The sequence below is a fragment of the Vibrio neonatus genome (genome assembly GCF_024346975.1).
GTDB lineage: Bacteria > Pseudomonadota > Gammaproteobacteria > Enterobacterales > Vibrionaceae > Vibrio > Vibrio neonatus.
The window spans coordinates 2,586,491-2,603,323 of the sequence record NZ_AP024885.1 but is presented as its reverse complement, the minus strand read 5'-3'; the positions used below and the strand labels follow the sequence as shown (position 1 = coordinate 2,603,323).

The window sequence follows — 16,833 nt, the reverse complement described above, 5'->3', positions numbered from 1 at the left end:
TTATTGCAAGGTTCGAAATCATCCCATAGAATGCGCTCCACTTATGTGCCGACTTAGCTCAGTAGGTAGAGCAACTGACTTGTAATCAGTAGGTCACCAGTTCGATTCCGGTAGTCGGCACCACTTTCTTTATGAAAGCAAAATTTGGTGGGGTTCCCGAGTGGCCAAAGGGATCAGACTGTAAATCTGACGGCACTGCCTTCGATGGTTCGAATCCATCTCCCACCACCATTTTCTTAAGGAAATAGCTCACAGAGTTACGTGTTGCGGGCATCGTATAATGGCTATTACCTCAGCCTTCCAAGCTGATGATGCGGGTTCGATTCCCGCTGCCCGCTCCAACCTATTCGTGTGCTGATATAGCTCAGTTGGTAGAGCGCACCCTTGGTAAGGGTGAGGTCGGCGGTTCAAATCCGCCTATCAGCACCAGCTCTCAAGCAATTATTTCCTTTTGATATATACTTTACATCCAATTTATTTGGTTGCGTGGTCTACAAAGCCACTTTATAAACCGTACCTAGAGGAACACGCTCGTGTCTAAAGAAAAATTTGAACGTACGAAACCGCACGTAAACGTTGGTACTATCGGCCACGTTGACCACGGTAAAACAACTCTAACAGCTGCTATCTGTACTACTTTGTCAAAAGTATACGGTGGTGAAGCTAAAGATTTCGCATCTATCGATAACGCTCCTGAAGAGCGTGAGCGCGGTATCACAATCGCTACTTCTCACGTAGAGTACGATACTCCTGAACGTCACTACGCACACGTAGACTGTCCTGGACACGCCGATTATGTTAAAAACATGATCACTGGTGCTGCTCAAATGGACGGCGGTATCCTAGTTGTTGCTGCTACAGATGGCCCTATGCCACAAACTCGTGAGCACATCCTACTTGGTCGTCAGGTTGGTATCCCTTACATCATCGTATTCATGAACAAATGTGACATGGTTGATGACGAAGAGCTACTTGAACTAGTAGAAATGGAAGTTCGTGAACTTCTTTCTGAGTACGAATACCCAGGAGATGATCTTCCAGTAATCCAAGGTTCTGCACTTGGCGCACTAAACGGCGAGAAGCAGTGGGAAGACAAGATCGTTGAGCTTGCAGAAGCACTAGATTCTTACATTCCACTTCCAGAGCGTGCTGTTGACCAACCGTTCCTACTACCAATTGAAGATGTATTCTCAATTCAAGGTCGTGGTACTGTTGTTACTGGTCGTATCGAGCGCGGTATCCTACGCGTAGGTGACGAAGTAGAAATCGTTGGTATCAAAGAAACTACTCTTACTACTTGTACTGGTGTTGAAATGTTCCGTAAACTGCTTGACGAAGGTCGTGCTGGTGAGAACGTTGGTGCACTACTACGTGGTACTAAGCGTGATGACGTTGAACGTGGCCAAGTACTTGCTGCTAAAGGTTCAATCAACCCACACACTAAATTTGAGTCAGAAGTATACGTTCTTTCAAAAGATGAAGGCGGCCGTCATACTCCTTTCTTCAAAGGTTACCGTCCACAGTTCTACTTCCGTACAACTGACGTAACAGGCGATATCACTCTACCTGAAGGCGTAGAAATGGTAATGCCAGGTGACAACGTTCAAATGACTGTTGAGCTAATCGCTCCAATCGCAATGGACGAAGGTCTACGCTTCGCAATCCGTGAAGGTGGCCGTACCGTTGGTGCTGGTGTTGTTGCTAAGATTTTCGATTAATAATTGACGAAATCTAAACAAAAGGGCATCATTTGATGCCCTTTTTCTGCGCTATTGTTTATGATGGGAAGGTAAATTGTTTTTTTTGTCATTGAACAAGCAAAGAATTTTAAGAATTTTCTTTTCTATTGTGGGTTTTGTAGCCTGTATTAGAAAGATAGTTCTAAAGGAATATGCTGATTTACAGCATAAATGAATAGGCCCTGCAACAGCGGGGTTATTGTCGTCTATAGTAAGACTTGTCACAGGTTAGTTTATGAAAGCAAATGCAGAAACTCCTGATAGCTCAAGTGCAGCAGACATCTTCAAGTGGATTGTCGTTTTTGCTCTGCTAGCCGCTGCTGTTGTAGGTAATCATCTATATGGTGAAATGTCTGTAGTGATTCGCGCTGCGAGTGTTGTTGCATTAATTGCAGGCGCTCTTGGTGTGGCAGCTACAACCACCAAAGGTAAAACAGCGATCGTCTTTGCTCGCGAATCTCGTATGGAGATCCGCAAAGTTGTTTGGCCAACTCGCCAAGAAACTATGCAAACGACTTTGATCGTATTGGCTGTAAGTATTGTTACGGCTCTAGCGCTTTGGGGCATCGACGGAATTATGGTTCGTCTTGTTTCTCTAGCGACTGGAGTGTGAGGGTTTAATTCATGAGTGAAGCACCAAAGAAACGTTGGTATGTAGTTCAGGCTTTTTCTGGTTTTGAAGGTCGCGTAGCTACTTCCCTTCGTGAACATATCCGAATGCATGATATGGAAGACTTGTTTGGCGATGTACTAGTTCCAACTGAAGAAGTTGTTGAAATGCGTGCAGGTCAGCGTCGTAAAAGCGAACGTAAATTCTTCCCAGGCTATGTGCTTGTTCAAATGATCATGAACGATGAATCATGGCACCTTGTGCGTAGCGTTCCACGCGTTATGGGCTTTATTGGTGGAACTTCAGATAAACCTGCACCTATCACTGACAAAGAAGCTGACGCTATCTTGAATCGTCTTGAGCAAGCTAGTGAAGCTCCTCGTCCTCGTACTATGTACGAAGCGGGTGAGGTTGTTCGTGTTAATGACGGTCCTTTTGCTGACTTCAACGGTACTGTTGAAGAAGTGGATTATGAGAAGAGTCGCCTAAAAGTGTCAGTATCGATTTTCGGTCGTGCGACACCAGTAGAACTCGAATTTGGTCAAGTTGAAAAAGTTGACTAAAAAATAGGCTTTAGGGCTTGTTTGAGGCGTGAATTGTATCTATAATTCGCGCCTCTTTACTTCTTTATGTGAAGTAAAGCGTTTTAATACAACGGGGAGCTGGCCGAATGGCAGCGTTACTACCCAAAATTAGGAAATATCATGGCTAAGAAAGTTGAAGCTTATATCAAACTGCAAGTTGCAGCAGGTATGGCAAACCCGTCGCCACCGGTTGGTCCTGCTCTAGGTCAACACGGTGTGAACATCATGGAATTCTGTAAAGCGTTTAACGCAAAAACAGAATCTGTTGAGAAAGGTCTACCAATCCCAGTTGTTATCTCTGTATACAACGACCGTTCTTTCACGTTCGAAACTAAGACTCCACCTGCAGCAGTTCTTCTGCTTAAAGCAGCTGGCATCAAGTCTGGTTCTGGTCGTCCGAACACTGAGAAAGTTGGTACTGTAACTGACGCTCAAGTTCAAGAGATTGCAGAAACTAAAGCTGCAGACATGACTGGCGCTGACATCGAAGCGATGAAGCGTTCTATCGCGGGTACTGCTCGTTCAATGGGCCTAGTGGTAGAGGGTTAAGACAATGGCAAAACTTACTAAGCGTATGCGCGTTATTCGCGAAAAAGTTGACGTTACTAAAGAGTACGAAATCAACGAAGCAGTTGCTCTTCTTAAAGAACTAGCAACAGCTAAATTCAATGAAAGTGTTGACGTTGCTGTTAACCTTGGCATTGACGCTCGTAAATCTGATCAGAACGTACGTGGTGCAACTGTACTACCTCACGGTACTGGTCGTGAAATCCGCGTTGCTGTGTTCACTCAAGGTGCAAACGCAGAAGCTGCTAAAGAAGCTGGTGCTGACATCGTTGGTATGGAAGACCTAGCTGAGCAAGTTAAAAAGGGCGAAATGAACTTTGACGTTGTTGTTGCTTCTCCAGATGCAATGCGCGTTGTTGGTCAACTAGGTACTATCCTAGGTCCACGCGGTCTAATGCCAAACCCTAAAGTTGGTACTGTAACTCCTAACGTTGCTCAAGCGGTTAAGAACGCTAAAGCAGGTCAGGTTCGTTACCGTAACGACAAAAACGGCATCATCCACACTACTATCGGTAAAGCATCTTTCGAAGCATCTGAGCTTCAAGAGAACTTAGAAGCACTTCTAATTGCTCTTAAGAAAGCTAAGCCGTCTTCAGCGAAGGGTGCCTTCCTGAAGAAAATTAGCATCTCTACTACAATGGGTGCTGGTGTTGCTGTTGATCAGGCTAGCCTGAACACTCAAGCAAGCTAATCTTGCTTAGGCGCGAAATTAGTGTATAATCTCGCGCCTAATATTTGTGGTTGGGGCTAACTCAAACATTTCGATGTAAGAGTAAGTCTCCGTCCAAGACCGTAGGCGTCACGGGCTTTTTTTAGCGATGTGACTTAATAGTAAACCTACGTAGATGGTGCCCGATCTGACAGAAAGCAAACTTGCAAAAGATTGCCTTTCTTCTGGGACTGCACCGTTTTTACTCTCACCAATTTTGGTGAGTGGTGTAACGACAACCAGGAGTAAATCCAAAATGGCTTTAAACCTTCAAGACAAAAAAGCAATTGTTGCTGAAGTCAACGAAGCTGCCAGTGGTGCACTTTCTGCAGTTGTAGCTGATTCTCGTGGCGTTACTGTTGGCGCGATGACTTCTCTACGTAAACAAGCTCGTGAAGCTGGTGTTTACATGAGAGTTGTTCGTAACACTCTAGCACGCCGTGCAGTAGAAGGTACTGATTACGAGTGTCTATCTGACACTTTTACCGGTCCTACTCTAGTTGCATTCTCTAATGAGCACCCAGGTGCTGCAGCGCGTCTTTTCAAAGACTTCGCTAAAGAGAACAAAGATTTCGAGATCAAAGCTGCTGCATTTGAAGGCGCGGTTACTGACGCAGATGTACTAGCGACTCTACCAACTTACGACGAAGCTATCGCACGCCTAATGATGTGCATGAAAGAAGCTTCTGCAGGCAAGCTGGTACGTACTATCGCTGCACTACGCGATCAAAAAGAAGAAGCAGCGGCTTAAGCCTTGCTTTTTACTGGTTGCAAAATAAACTTATTGTTGACTTAAAAGAGAATTGTTATGTCTATTACTAACGAGCAAATCCTAGACGCAGTTGCAGAAATGTCTGTAATGCAAGTTGTTGAGCTTATCGAAGCTATGGAAGAAAAATTCGGCGTATCTGCTGCAGCTGCAGTAGTTGCTGGTGGCGCAGCTGGCGGCGACGCTGCTGAAGAGCAAACTGAATTTGACGTAATCCTAACTGCAGTTGGCGGAAACAAAGTTTCTGTAATCAAAGCAGTACGTGGCGCGACAGGTCTTGGCCTGAAAGAAGCTAAAGGTCTAGTTGATGGTGCTCCTGCACCGCTTAAAGAAGCTGTTTCTAAAGAAGAAGCAGAAGCTCTTAAAGCTACTCTAGAAGAAGCTGGTGCTTCTGTTGAAGTTAAGTAATTATTACTTGATTTCTTAGCCGAATGGCTAATGGCTGGTGGTTTATTAACCACCGGCCTTTTTGCGCTGTAGGGTTCTGGCGTTTTTTCACTGTTTCGTCGCCTTAATCCGAGCAAAACCAATACTCTATTTCCTTTGAGTATTGTTACTTTAAACAGTCGTTAGTCTCTGTCTTTTATTTTGTGCAAATAATCGACAGTTGGGTCACTTATCAGCGAGCTGAGGAACCCCATGGTTTACTCTTATACCGAGAAAAAGCGCATCCGTAAGGATTTTGGTACTCGTCCACAAGTATTGGACGTTCCATACCTGCTATCGATCCAGCTTGATTCTTTCGATAAATTCATCGAACAGGATCCTGAAGGACAATACGGTCTAGAAGCTGCTTTTCGTTCTGTTTTTCCAATTCAGAGCTACAACGGCAATTCTGAGCTGCAATACGTTAGCTACCGTCTTGGTGAACCAGTATTTGATGTTAAAGAATGTCAAATCCGAGGTGTCACTTATTCAAAACCGCTGCGCGTTAAGCTGCGTCTAGTTGTCTTCGACAAAGACGCACCAGCTGGTACTGTAAAAGATATTAAAGAACAAGAAGTCTACATGGGTGAGATTCCACTCATGACTGACAATGGTACCTTCGTGATCAATGGTACCGAGAGGGTTATCGTATCCCAGCTTCACAGAAGCCCTGGTGTATTCTTCGACAGCGATAAGGGTAAGACTCACTCTTCTGGTAAAGTTCTATATAACGCACGCGTTATTCCTTACCGTGGTTCATGGTTAGACTTTGAATTCGATCCAAAAGATAACCTGTTTGTCCGTATTGACCGTCGTCGTAAACTTCCTGCGTCTATTATCCTACGTGCGTTGGGTAAATCGACTGAAGAGATCCTAGATCTGTTCTTCGAAAAAGTACGTTTTGAAGTTCAAAACCAAACTCTAATGATGGAGTTGGTACCAGAGCGTCTACGTGGCGAAACTGCTTCTTTTGATATTGAAGCAAATGGTAAAACTTACATTGAAGCTGGCCGTCGTGTTACAGCTCGTCATATCCGCAATCTTGAAAAAGATGGCGTTGAGTACATCGAAGTACCTGTTGAGTACATCGTTGGTAAAGTAGCTTCTAAAGACTACATTGACGAGAACACTGGCGAAATCGTTGTAGGCGCGAACCAAGAGTTCAGCCTAGAAAGCCTAGCGAACCTAGCGCAAGCGGGTCACTCTAAACTTGAAGTTCTGTTCACGAACGACCTAGATCACGGTCCATTCATGTCAGATACACTTCGTAGTGATAGTACAACTGACCGTCTATCTGCATTGGTAGAAATCTACCGCATGATGCGCCCTGGCGAGCCACCAACGAAAGAAGCAGCTGAATCTTTATTCGCAAGCTTGTTCTTCTCTGAAGAACGTTACGACCTATCAACGGTAGGCCGTATGAAGTTCAACAGCTCTATCATGCGTGAAGACGCAGGTGAGCAAGGTATCCTTGACGAAACCGATATCATTGAAGTGATGAAGAAACTCATCTCTATCCGTAATGGTAAAGGCGAAGTTGATGATATTGACCACCTTGGTAACCGTCGTATTCGCTCTGTAGGCGAAATGGCAGAAAACCAATTCCGTGTTGGTCTTGTTCGTGTTGAGCGTGCTGTTAAAGAACGTTTAAGCCTTGGTGACCTTGATGCAATCATGCCTCAAGACCTAATCAACGCTAAGCCAATTTCTGCGGCAGTGAAAGAGTTCTTTGGCTCTTCACAGTTGTCTCAGTTTATGGATCACAACCCGCTTTCAGAAGTTACTCATAAACGTCGTATCTCAGCGTTAGGTCCTGGTGGTCTAACTCGTGAGCGTGCTGGCTTTGAGGTTCGTGACGTTCACGTTACGCACTACGGTCGCCTATGTCCGATCGAAACTCCTGAAGGTCCAAACATCGGTCTAATTAACTCACTATCTGCTTACGCACGTTGTAATGAGTTTGGTTTCCTAGAAACCCCTTACCGTCGCGTTGTTGACGGTGTAGTAACCGAAGATGTTGATTACCTATCTGCTATCGAAGAAGGTCAATACGTTATCGCTCAGGCGAACACCGTACTGACTGAAGACAACCTATTTGCTGACGAACTGATCACAGCCCGCTTGAAGGGTGAATCAGGTCTGCACCCACGTGAAAACGTGAGTTACATGGATGTCGCGACGAACCAGGTAGTATCTATCGCTGCATCTCTAATCCCATTCCTAGAGCACGATGATGCAAACCGTGCATTGATGGGTGCGAACATGCAACGTCAGGCAGTTCCTACACTTAAGGCTGATAAGCCTCTAGTAGGTACTGGTGTTGAACGCAACATTGCGGTTGACTCTGGTGTTACAGCGGTAGCGAAACGTGGCGGTATGGTTCAGTCCGTAGACGCATCACGTATCGTTGTTAAGGTTAATGAAAATGAATTGGTTCCTGGCGAAGCCGGCATCGATATCTATAACCTAACTAAATACACGCGTTCTAACCAAAACACTTGTATTAACCAACGTCCAACCGTGCTACCTGGCGAACCAGTAGCGAAAGGTGACGTTCTAGCAGATGGTCCTTCTACCGACCTTGGCGAATTGGCTCTTGGCCAAAACATGCGTATCGCATTCATGCCTTGGAATGGTTATAACTTTGAGGATTCAATCCTAGTTTCTGAGCGTGTAGTACAAGAAGATCGCTTTACTACTATCCACATCCAAGAACTTTCTTGTGTGGCGCGTGATACTAAGCTTGGTTCTGAAGAAATCACTGCTGATATTCCAAACGTAGGTGAAGCTGCTCTATCTAAACTAGATGAGTCAGGTATCGTTTACATTGGTGCTGAAGTTAAGGGTGGCGACATCCTAGTTGGTAAAGTGACGCCTAAGGGTGAAACGCAGCTAACTCCAGAAGAGAAACTACTACGTGCAATCTTCGGTGAAAAAGCATCTGACGTTAAAGATACTTCACTGCGTGTACCTAACTCTGTTTCAGGTACCATCATTGACGTTCAAGTCTTCACTCGCGATGGCGTAGAGAAAGACAAGCGTGCTCTAGAAATTGAGCAAATGCAGCTTAAAGAAGCGAAGAAAGACCTTACTGAAGAATTCCAGATTCTTGAGGGTGGCCTTCTAAACCGTGTTCGTGCTGTATTGATTGCTGGTGGTTACTCAGAAGCGAAACTGGACACTATTAACCGCAAACAGTGGTTAGAACTAAATCTTGAAGATGACGCACTGCAATCTCAACTTGAGCAACTTGCAGAGCAATACGACGAGCTAAAAGCAGATTTCGATAAGAAATTTGAAACTAAGCGTCGTAAGATCACTCAAGGTGATGATCTAGCACCTGGCGTTCTTAAGATCGTTAAAGTTTACCTAGCGGTTAGACGTCGTATCCAGCCTGGTGACAAGATGGCGGGTCGTCACGGTAACAAGGGTGTAATCTCTAAGATCAACCCTGTTGAAGACATGCCTTACGATGAGAAAGGTCAACCGGTCGATATCGTTCTGAACCCACTGGGTGTACCATCACGTATGAACATCGGTCAGATCCTTGAAGTTCACTTGGGTCTAGCGGCTAAAGGTATCGGTGACAAGATCAACCAAATGGTTAAAGAGCAGCAGGAACTGGCTAAGTTCCGTGAGTTCTTACAGAAGGTTTATGATCTTGGTGATACTCGTCAAAACGTAGATATTGCTGAACTATCGGACGATCAAGTTCGTACGCTAGTGAAGAACCTACGTGGCGGTCTACCAATTGCGACTCCAGTATTCGACGGTGCTTCTGAGAAGAACATCAAGAAACTACTGAAACTAGGCGATCTACCAGAATCTGGTCAGCTTACCTTGTTTGATGGTCGTACTGGTGATGCGTTTGAGCGTCCTGTAACTGTCGGTTACATGTACATGCTGAAACTGAACCACTTGGTTGATGACAAGATGCACGCACGTTCTACTGGCTCTTACAGCCTTGTAACTCAGCAACCACTTGGTGGTAAAGCTCAGTTCGGTGGTCAGCGTTTCGGTGAGATGGAAGTATGGGCACTAGAAGCATACGGTGCTGCTTACACTCTACAAGAAATGCTAACCGTTAAGTCGGATGACGTGAATGGCCGTACTAAGATGTATAAAAACATCGTAGATGGTAACCACTCGATGGAACCAGGCATGCCGGAATCATTCAACGTATTGTTGAAAGAAATCCGCTCGCTAGGTATTAACATCGAGCTAGAAGACGAAGAGTAATTCTTTTCTTATAAAGAAAAGTGATTACTTGGTAAGAGGGCGCTCCTCGAGCGCCTTTTAACTCCTTGCAGGAGCTGACAGTGAAAGATTTACTAAACTTTCTTAAAGCACAACACAAGACTGAAGAATTTGATGCTATCAAAATCGGTCTTTCTTCACCGGACATGATTCGTTCATGGTCTTTTGGTGAAGTTAAAAAGCCAGAGACGATCAACTATCGTACGTTCAAACCTGAACGTGATGGTTTGTTCTGTGCGCGTATTTTTGGCCCAGTCAAAGATTACGAATGTCTATGTGGCAAATACAAGCGTCTGAAGCACCGCGGTGTTATCTGTGAGAAGTGTGGCGTAGAAGTTACACAAACTAAAGTTCGTCGTGACCGCATGGGCCACATCGAGCTGGCGTCGCCTGTAGCTCATATTTGGTTCCTAAAATCACTACCGTCTCGTATCGGTCTACTAATGGATATCCCACTGCGTGATATCGAGCGTGTTCTTTACTTCGAAATGTACGTAGTAACAGAACCGGGTATGACAGATCTAGAAAAAGGTCAGATGCTTACTGAAGAAGAGTATCTAGACAAGCTAGAAGAGTGGGGTGATGAGTTCACTGCTAAGATGGGTGCAGAAGCGATCAAAGATCTGCTTTCTACCATGGATCTTGTGCAAGAAGCTGAACTAATGCGCGAAGAGCTAGAAACGACTAACTCTGAAACTAAGCGTAAAAAAGTTACGAAGCGCTTGAAGCTAGTTGAAGCATTTGTTTCTTCGGGTAACAACCCAGAATGGATGATTCTAACTGTACTTCCAGTACTTCCACCAGATCTACGTCCACTAGTTCCACTAGATGGCGGTCGTTTTGCGACTTCAGATCTGAACGACCTATACCGTCGTGTTATCAACCGTAACAACCGTTTGAAGCGTCTACTAGAGCTATCAGCTCCGGACATCATCGTACGTAACGAAAAACGTATGCTGCAAGAGTCTGTTGATGCCCTTCTAGATAACGGTCGTCGCGGTCGTGCTATCACAGGTTCTAACAAACGTCCTCTTAAATCTCTTGCTGATATGATCAAGGGTAAACAAGGTCGTTTCCGTCAGAACTTGCTTGGTAAGCGTGTAGACTACTCTGGCCGTTCTGTAATCACAGTAGGTCCATACCTTCGTCTGCACCAATGTGGTCTTCCTAAGAAGATGGCACTTGAGCTATTCAAACCATTCATCTACAGCAAGCTTGAGCTTCGTGGTCTAGCGACAACGATCAAAGCGGCTAAGAAAATGGTAGAGCGCGAAGAAGCAGTTGTTTGGGATATCCTAGACGAAGTTATTCGTGAACACCCAGTACTATTGAACCGTGCACCTACACTTCACCGTCTAGGTATCCAAGCGTTCGAACCTGTACTAATCGAAGGTAAAGCGATTCAGCTTCACCCACTAGTGTGTGCGGCATATAACGCCGACTTCGATGGTGACCAGATGGCGGTACACGTACCTCTAACTCTGGAAGCTCAGCTAGAAGCACGTACACTGATGATGTCGACAAACAACATTCTGTCGCCAGCGTCAGGTGATCCTATCATCGTACCTTCTCAGGACGTTGTATTGGGTCTTTACTACATGACACGTGACAAGATCAACGTGAAAGGTGAAGGCATGTACCTTGCTGGCCCTGAAGAGGCTGAAAAGGCATACCGCACTAAGACCGCTGAATTGCACGCACGTGTTAAAGTTCGTCTTACTGAAACCATCAAAGATGATGAAGGTAATCTGACTACCGAAACTAAGCTATTTGATACGACAGTTGGTCGTGCAATGCTTTGGCAGATCGTTCCAGCGGGCCTACCGTTTGAACTAGTAAACCAAAAACTAGGTAAGAAACAGATTTCTAAACTTCTTGATGAGGCTTACCGTAACCTTGGCCTGAAAGACACTGTAGTCTTCGCTGACCAAATCATGTACACAGGTTTTGCATACGCTGCACTATCTGGCGTATCTGTTGGTATCGATGACATGGTGGTTCCTCAAGCTAAGTACGATGAGATTGAGTCAGCTGAAGAAGAAGTACGCGAAATCCAAGAGCAATACCAATCTGGTTTGGTAACTGCGGGTGAGCGTTACAACAAAGTTATCGATATCTGGGCGTCTACCAACGACCGTGTTGCGAAAGCAATGATGGATAACCTATCTTCAGAAACTGTGATTAACCGTGATGGTGAAGAAGAACAACAAGAGTCTTTCAACAGCATCTACATGATGGCCGACTCCGGTGCTCGTGGTTCTGCAGCGCAGATTCGTCAGCTAGCCGGTATGCGTGGTCTGATGGCTCGTCCAGATGGTTCAATCATCGAGACGCCAATCACAGCGAACTTTAAAGAAGGTCTAAACGTACTTCAGTACTTTATCTCAACGCACGGTGCTCGTAAGGGTCTTGCGGATACAGCACTGAAAACAGCGAACTCCGGTTACCTAACGCGTCGTCTAGTAGACGTTGCACAGGACGTGGTAGTTCACGAACACGATTGTGGCACCCATGAAGGTGTTGAAATGATGCCTCATATCGAGGGTGGTGACGTTAAAGTTCCACTTTCTGAATTGGCTCTAGGTCGTGTTGTTGCTGAAGACGTTCTAAAACCAGGTACTGAAGAAGTACTGATCCCACGTAATACTCTAATTGATGAGAAGTGGTGTCAGGTAATGGACGAGAACTCTGTAGACCGAATGAAAGTTCGCTCAGTAGTTACTTGTGACGCTGACTTTGGTTGTTGTGCATTGTGTTACGGTCGTGACCTAGCACGTGGTCACCTAGTGAACCAAGGTGAAGCAGTTGGTGTTATCGCTGCTCAGTCTATCGGTGAACCTGGTACACAGCTTACAATGCGTACGTTCCACATCGGTGGTGCTGCTTCGACAGCGGCTGCTGAGAACAGCATTCAAACTAAGAACGACGGTACTCCTTTCCTTCATAACGTTAAGTTCGTTGTGAACAAAGAAGGCAAACTAGTTGTGACTTCTCGTGCGTCTGAACTAACCATCGTTGATGCGTTAGGTCGTACGAAAGAGAAACACAAACTGCCTTACGGTACAGTTCTTAACATCAAAGAAAGCGATATCGAGTCTGCTACATTAGAGTCTGGATACGTAGTTGCTAACTGGGAAGCGCATACACTGCCAATCATCACTGAAGTGGCAGGTCGCATCCAGTACGTTGACATGATTGATGGCGTAACAGTTGCTCGTCACACTGATGACCTTACCGGTCTATCTTCAAGTGAAGTAACTGATGCTGCAGCACGTCCTGCTGCAGGTAAAGACATGCGTCCAGCTATCAAACTTGTTGATGACAAAGGTAACGATGTAATGATCCCTGGTACTGATATGCCAGCTCAATACTTCCTACCGGGTAAAGCGATTGTAAACATCGAAGATGGCGCTGAAGTTGGCGTTGGTGACACTCTTGCACGTATCCCTCAGAAATCTGGCGGAAACAAAGATATCACCGGTGGTCTACCACGCGTAGCCGACCTATTCGAAGCACGTAAGCCGAAAGAGCCTGCGATTCTTGCTGAGCACACAGGTACTGTGTCATTTGGTAAAGAAACGAAAGGCAAACGTCGCCTAGTAATCACTCGTGAAGGTGGAGACACTTACGAAGAGATGATTCCTAAGCATCGTCAGCTTAACGTATTCGAAGGTGAGAAGGTTGAACGTGGTGACGTAATCGCTGATGGTCCTGAGACTCCACATGACATCCTACGTTTACGTGGTATTCATGCTATGACTCAGTACATCGCTAACGAAGTACAAGAAGTTTACCGTCTACAAGGCGTTAAGATTAACGATAAGCACATTGAGACTATCGTTCGTCAAATGCTACGTAAGTGTACTATTACGCACACTGGTGACTCTGAGTTCCTACCTGGCGAGCAAGTGGAATACTCACAAGTTAAGATTGCTAACCGTGCCCTAGAAGCAGAAGGCAAAGAGCCAGCTGGCTTTGAGCGTGAGCTACTAGGTATCACTAAAGCATCTCTAGCAACTGAGTCGTTCATCTCTGCGGCATCGTTCCAGGAGACAACTCGCGTACTAACAGAAGCTGCGGTTTCTGGTAAGCGTGATGAGCTACGTGGTCTGAAAGAAAACGTAATCGTGGGTCGTCTGATCCCAGCGGGTACGGGTTTTGCTTACCACCAAGATCGTCAAGCTAAGCGTGAAGAGCAAGCGGGTCCATCTGCTGAACAAGCAACGGATAACCTAGCTGCACTATTGAACGCAGGTTTCTCTGACGAGTAATCAGGCTTTCTAGTGAATAGCAAAAAGGCACCTTAGGGTGCCTTTTTTAATGCCTGAAATTCAGAAGCTATAGTAGTAAACGAGAAATATAAAAATGCCACGCTAACAAGAAGAGTGAGCAAGTATGTATGATAGGGTATTAAGCTCGTAGGAAACCTAGGAGGCCACGAGCATCCTAGGCTTTATAAAGGCAATGCTTTAAGTGCTAAGCGCCGGGTGGGATCGCCAGGCTATCTGCAATTAATTTGATTAACAGGTCTTCTACTTCAAACCTAAGTTCTAGCACTTCACCAACCTTAGACATGTCACTTTCAAAGTCATGTAGGTTGTCATCACTAATTTCGGCGTATTTATCCGTGAAGCTCAGCAAAGGTTCGGTAGTGAGTACAATCTTAGCGTAGGTGTGGCTAATTTCCTCAGTGGACTGAAAGCCCGTTGAGCTCCACTTATCCATTACCATGTCATAGATCTTAAAGTGACCTTCTGATATGTAATCGACGAGATGTTGAGAAAACTCGTGAAGTTCTTCTTTAGATGGCAGAGTGACGACATTGGACGCAACTGAAGCCGGCTGTAATGCGGCCAGTTTTACGTATCTTACTAGTAACGCTTGTCGTGTTTCTAGCCAATGGTCAATGACCTCACTTGAGCCACCCCATTCTTCTTGTACTTGTCTGAATTTCTTTAGCATGACCATGTCCTCATGATCCTTTACCGGTCAGGTAAAGCTCTCGAATACAACGAGAGGGTTCCATATTAATAGCGAAATTATGTTTTACACCAATAGCTTTCAATCAATTCATTGTGCGACTGGTATAGATTTAGATTGCCAGTAAAATGGTAGAACTGCAAGTAAAGAGATGATGAGATGTTAAAAAAAAGTAAACATCAAATGACAGCTTATTGGCTGGTGGTCAATGGTAGTGATGTCTGGATACAAGATGCGCAGGTGCCTTTTGGCAGTGCGCAGTCACTGGGTCATGGCCTAGAACAAGCCATTGATGGTGCAATAAATATAGGCACTTATGCAGGGCATCCTGTCTATTGGCTAAATGATTGTGATATCGAAACTGAATTGCCAATGGTATCACTGCGTGCGCTACTAGACCTACCAGAGCCCTTGTTCCTATTGGTGAGTAAAGCGGTGCAATATGGGCATATGACACAAACCAAACGTTTTTGTGGATGCTGTGGCGGTAGAAATAGTCTCAATCACAACCAACTGGCTATGCAGTGTCAGCAATGCCGTACTCTTCATTATCCACGTATTTTCCCATGCATTATCGTTGCAGTGCGTAAAGATCAACAAATCCTGTTGGCACAACATCCAAGACACAAAGGCAACATGTATACCGTGATTGCAGGCTTTCTGGAAGTTGGCGAAACGTTAGAGCAATGCGTGGCGCGTGAAGTGAAAGAAGAAACCGGTATTGATGTACAAAATATTCAATATTTTGGCAGTCAGCCGTGGGCGTTTCCAAGCAGTATGATGATGGGCTTTATCGCCGACTATCAAAGTGGTGAAATTAAGCCGGATTACAATGAGCTCAGTGATGCTAAGTGGTGTGATTACGATAACTTACCTGAGGTGGCGCCGAGTGGCACAATTGCCCGAGCACTTATCGAAGCAACCGTAAATGCGATAGCGCATGACAATGGCTAACCTTCAGATTTTAGTACGTATAACTTGATCAACAGCGCAATCCTTAATTACTGCTCATAAGTTAAAAGTGGTAACATAACGCTTTCGTAGTTAGGGACTAAGTAAGGCCTAGAAATGACTGAACTAAAAAATGATCGTTACCTGCGAGCTTTATTGAAGCAGCCGGTTGATTACACGCCAGTATGGATGATGCGTCAAGCAGGTCGTTACCTGCCAGAATATCGAGCAACAAGATCAGTTGCTGGTGATTTCATGTCCCTGTGCAAGAATGCCGAGTTGGCTTCAGAAGTAACATTACAACCTCTACGTCGATTTCCTTTGGATGCGGCGATTCTGTTTTCAGATATTTTGACCATTCCTGATGCAATGGGCTTGGGTTTGTATTTTGAAACAGGGGAAGGCCCGAAGTTTGAGCGTCCAATTACTTGTAAGGCTGATGTCGACAAGATTGGTCTGCCTGATCCTGAGGGTGAACTGCAATACGTAATGAATGCAGTTCGACAAATTCGCAAAGATCTACAAGGTGAAGTGCCGCTTATCGGTTTCTCTGGTAGCCCTTGGACTCTGGCGACTTATATGGTTGAAGGTGGAAGCTCAAAAGCGTTCACTAAGATCAAGAAAATGATGTATGCAGAGCCTGCGACACTGCACCTATTGCTAGATAAGTTAGCGGATAGTGTCATTGAGTATCTAAACGCACAAATCAAAGCGGGTGCACAATCAGTGATGGTGTTTGATACGTGGGGCGGTGTTCTAACTCCTCGTGATTACAATGAGTTCTCACTGCGTTACATGCATAAAATTGTCGATGGTCTTATTCGTGAGAATGAAGGTCGCCGTGTTCCAGTGACGTTATTTACTAAAAATGGCGGAATGTGGTTAGAGTCAATTGCCGCGACAGGTTGTGACGCGGTTGGGCTAGATTGGACGATTAATATTGCGGATGCGAAGAAACGTATCGGTGATAAAGTTGCCCTGCAAGGCAATATGGACCCATCTATCTTATACGCTCAGCCAGAGCGAATTCGTCAGGAAGTGGGTACTATTCTTGAAGGATTTGGTGAAGGCACTGGTCATGTATTTAACCTTGGCCACGGTATTCACTTAGATGTGCCACCTGAAAATGCGGGTGTCTTTGTTGAAGCGGTACACGATTTATCTAAGCCGTATCACAAATAAAAATCACTAGAATAAAATAAGGGTCGGAACGTGCAAAAGCAGGTTCCGACCCTTTTTGT

Annotated in this window: 12 protein-coding genes and 4 tRNA genes; 15 read left to right on the top strand and 1 reads right to left on the bottom strand. The window is 45.1% G+C overall.

Annotation, left to right across the window (positions count from 1 at the left end; genetic code table 11):
- The first annotated feature begins 47 nt into the window (after positions 1-47).
- From OCU38_RS12085 to rpoC, 13 genes are all read left to right on the top strand, one after another.
- Positions 48-123: transfer RNA gene (locus OCU38_RS12085), tRNA-Thr, on the top strand.
- Positions 124-146: 23 nt separating this feature from the next.
- A tRNA-Tyr gene (locus OCU38_RS12080) sits at positions 147-231 on the top strand.
- Positions 232-266: 35 nt separating this feature from the next.
- Positions 267-341, top strand: a tRNA-Gly gene (locus tag OCU38_RS12075).
- 12 nt (positions 342-353) lie between these two features.
- Positions 354-429: transfer RNA gene (locus tag OCU38_RS12070), tRNA-Thr, on the top strand.
- Positions 430-533: 104 nt separating this feature from the next.
- Positions 534-1,718, top strand: coding sequence for an elongation factor Tu (tuf, locus tag OCU38_RS12065; RefSeq protein ID WP_023404590.1), 1,185 nt, complete (start codon positions 534-536; stop codon positions 1,716-1,718).
- Between the two features lie 256 nt (positions 1,719-1,974).
- Positions 1,975-2,352: a preprotein translocase subunit SecE gene (gene secE / locus OCU38_RS12060; RefSeq protein ID WP_261823227.1), complete on the top strand. Its 378-nt coding sequence runs from the start codon at positions 1,975-1,977 to the stop codon at positions 2,350-2,352.
- Positions 2,353-2,363: 11 nt separating this feature from the next.
- On the top strand, positions 2,364-2,912 hold the full coding sequence (gene nusG / locus OCU38_RS12055) for a transcription termination/antitermination protein NusG (RefSeq protein WP_261823226.1): 549 nt from the start codon (positions 2,364-2,366) through the stop codon (positions 2,910-2,912).
- 141 nt (positions 2,913-3,053) lie between these two features.
- Positions 3,054-3,482, top strand: coding sequence for a 50S ribosomal protein L11 (gene rplK, locus OCU38_RS12050; protein WP_021714674.1), 429 nt, complete (start codon positions 3,054-3,056; stop codon positions 3,480-3,482).
- 4 nt (positions 3,483-3,486) lie between these two features.
- Positions 3,487-4,191, top strand: coding sequence for a 50S ribosomal protein L1 (gene rplA, locus OCU38_RS12045; protein WP_261823225.1), 705 nt, complete (start codon positions 3,487-3,489; stop codon positions 4,189-4,191).
- Between the two features lie 274 nt (positions 4,192-4,465).
- On the top strand, positions 4,466-4,960 hold the full coding sequence (gene rplJ / locus OCU38_RS12040; protein WP_021714676.1) for a 50S ribosomal protein L10: 495 nt from the start codon (positions 4,466-4,468) through the stop codon (positions 4,958-4,960).
- 57 nt (positions 4,961-5,017) lie between these two features.
- Positions 5,018-5,386, top strand: coding sequence for a 50S ribosomal protein L7/L12 (gene rplL / locus OCU38_RS12035; protein WP_021714677.1), 369 nt, complete (start codon positions 5,018-5,020; stop codon positions 5,384-5,386).
- A gap of 231 nt (positions 5,387-5,617) precedes the next feature.
- The gene (gene rpoB, locus OCU38_RS12030; RefSeq protein ID WP_261823224.1) at positions 5,618-9,643 is read left to right on the top strand and encodes a DNA-directed RNA polymerase subunit beta; all 4,026 of its coding nucleotides are present in this window, start codon (positions 5,618-5,620) and stop codon (positions 9,641-9,643) included.
- Between the two features lie 80 nt (positions 9,644-9,723).
- Positions 9,724-13,932, top strand: a complete 4,209-nt coding sequence (gene rpoC, locus OCU38_RS12025; protein WP_261823223.1) for a DNA-directed RNA polymerase subunit beta' — start codon at positions 9,724-9,726, stop codon at positions 13,930-13,932.
- Between the two features lie 205 nt (positions 13,933-14,137).
- Here rpoC and rsd read toward each other — a convergent pair whose 3' ends face one another.
- Positions 14,138-14,629: a sigma D regulator gene (rsd, locus tag OCU38_RS12020; protein ID WP_261823222.1), complete on the bottom strand. Its 492-nt coding sequence runs from the start codon at positions 14,627-14,629 to the stop codon at positions 14,138-14,140.
- Positions 14,630-14,800: 171 nt separating this feature from the next.
- On the opposite strand from rsd, the gene nudC reads away from it, so the two are divergent.
- Complete coding sequence (gene nudC / locus OCU38_RS12015; RefSeq protein WP_261823221.1) at positions 14,801-15,595, top strand: NAD(+) diphosphatase; 795 nt, start codon at positions 14,801-14,803, stop codon at positions 15,593-15,595.
- Positions 15,596-15,709: 114 nt separating this feature from the next.
- Positions 15,710-16,774 (top strand): uroporphyrinogen decarboxylase, encoded by a 1,065-nt coding sequence (gene hemE, locus OCU38_RS12010; RefSeq protein ID WP_021714669.1) that lies wholly within the window; start codon positions 15,710-15,712, stop codon positions 16,772-16,774.
- The last annotated feature ends 59 nt before the right edge of the window (positions 16,775-16,833 follow it).

What these genes read in the sequence shown, in the direction of transcription:
- secE (WP_261823227.1), top strand. Translation starts at nt 1,975, where the DNA reads ATGAAAGCAAATGCAGAAACTCCTGATAGCTCAAGTGCAGCAGACATC.
- nusG (WP_261823226.1), top strand. Translation starts at nt 2,364, where the DNA reads ATGAGTGAAGCACCAAAGAAACGTTGGTATGTAGTTCAGGCTTTTTCT.
- rplK (WP_021714674.1), top strand. Translation starts at nt 3,054, where the DNA reads ATGGCTAAGAAAGTTGAAGCTTATATCAAACTGCAAGTTGCAGCAGGT.
- rplA (WP_261823225.1), top strand. Translation starts at nt 3,487, where the DNA reads ATGGCAAAACTTACTAAGCGTATGCGCGTTATTCGCGAAAAAGTTGAC.
- rplJ (WP_021714676.1), top strand. Translation starts at nt 4,466, where the DNA reads ATGGCTTTAAACCTTCAAGACAAAAAAGCAATTGTTGCTGAAGTCAAC.
- rplL (WP_021714677.1), top strand. Translation starts at nt 5,018, where the DNA reads ATGTCTATTACTAACGAGCAAATCCTAGACGCAGTTGCAGAAATGTCT.
- rpoB (WP_261823224.1), top strand. Translation starts at nt 5,618, where the DNA reads ATGGTTTACTCTTATACCGAGAAAAAGCGCATCCGTAAGGATTTTGGT.
- rsd (WP_261823222.1), bottom strand. Translation starts at nt 14,629, where the DNA reads ATGGTCATGCTAAAGAAATTCAGACAAGTACAAGAAGAATGGGGTGGC.
- nudC (WP_261823221.1), top strand. Translation starts at nt 14,801, where the DNA reads ATGTTAAAAAAAAGTAAACATCAAATGACAGCTTATTGGCTGGTGGTC.
- hemE (WP_021714669.1), top strand. Translation starts at nt 15,710, where the DNA reads ATGACTGAACTAAAAAATGATCGTTACCTGCGAGCTTTATTGAAGCAG.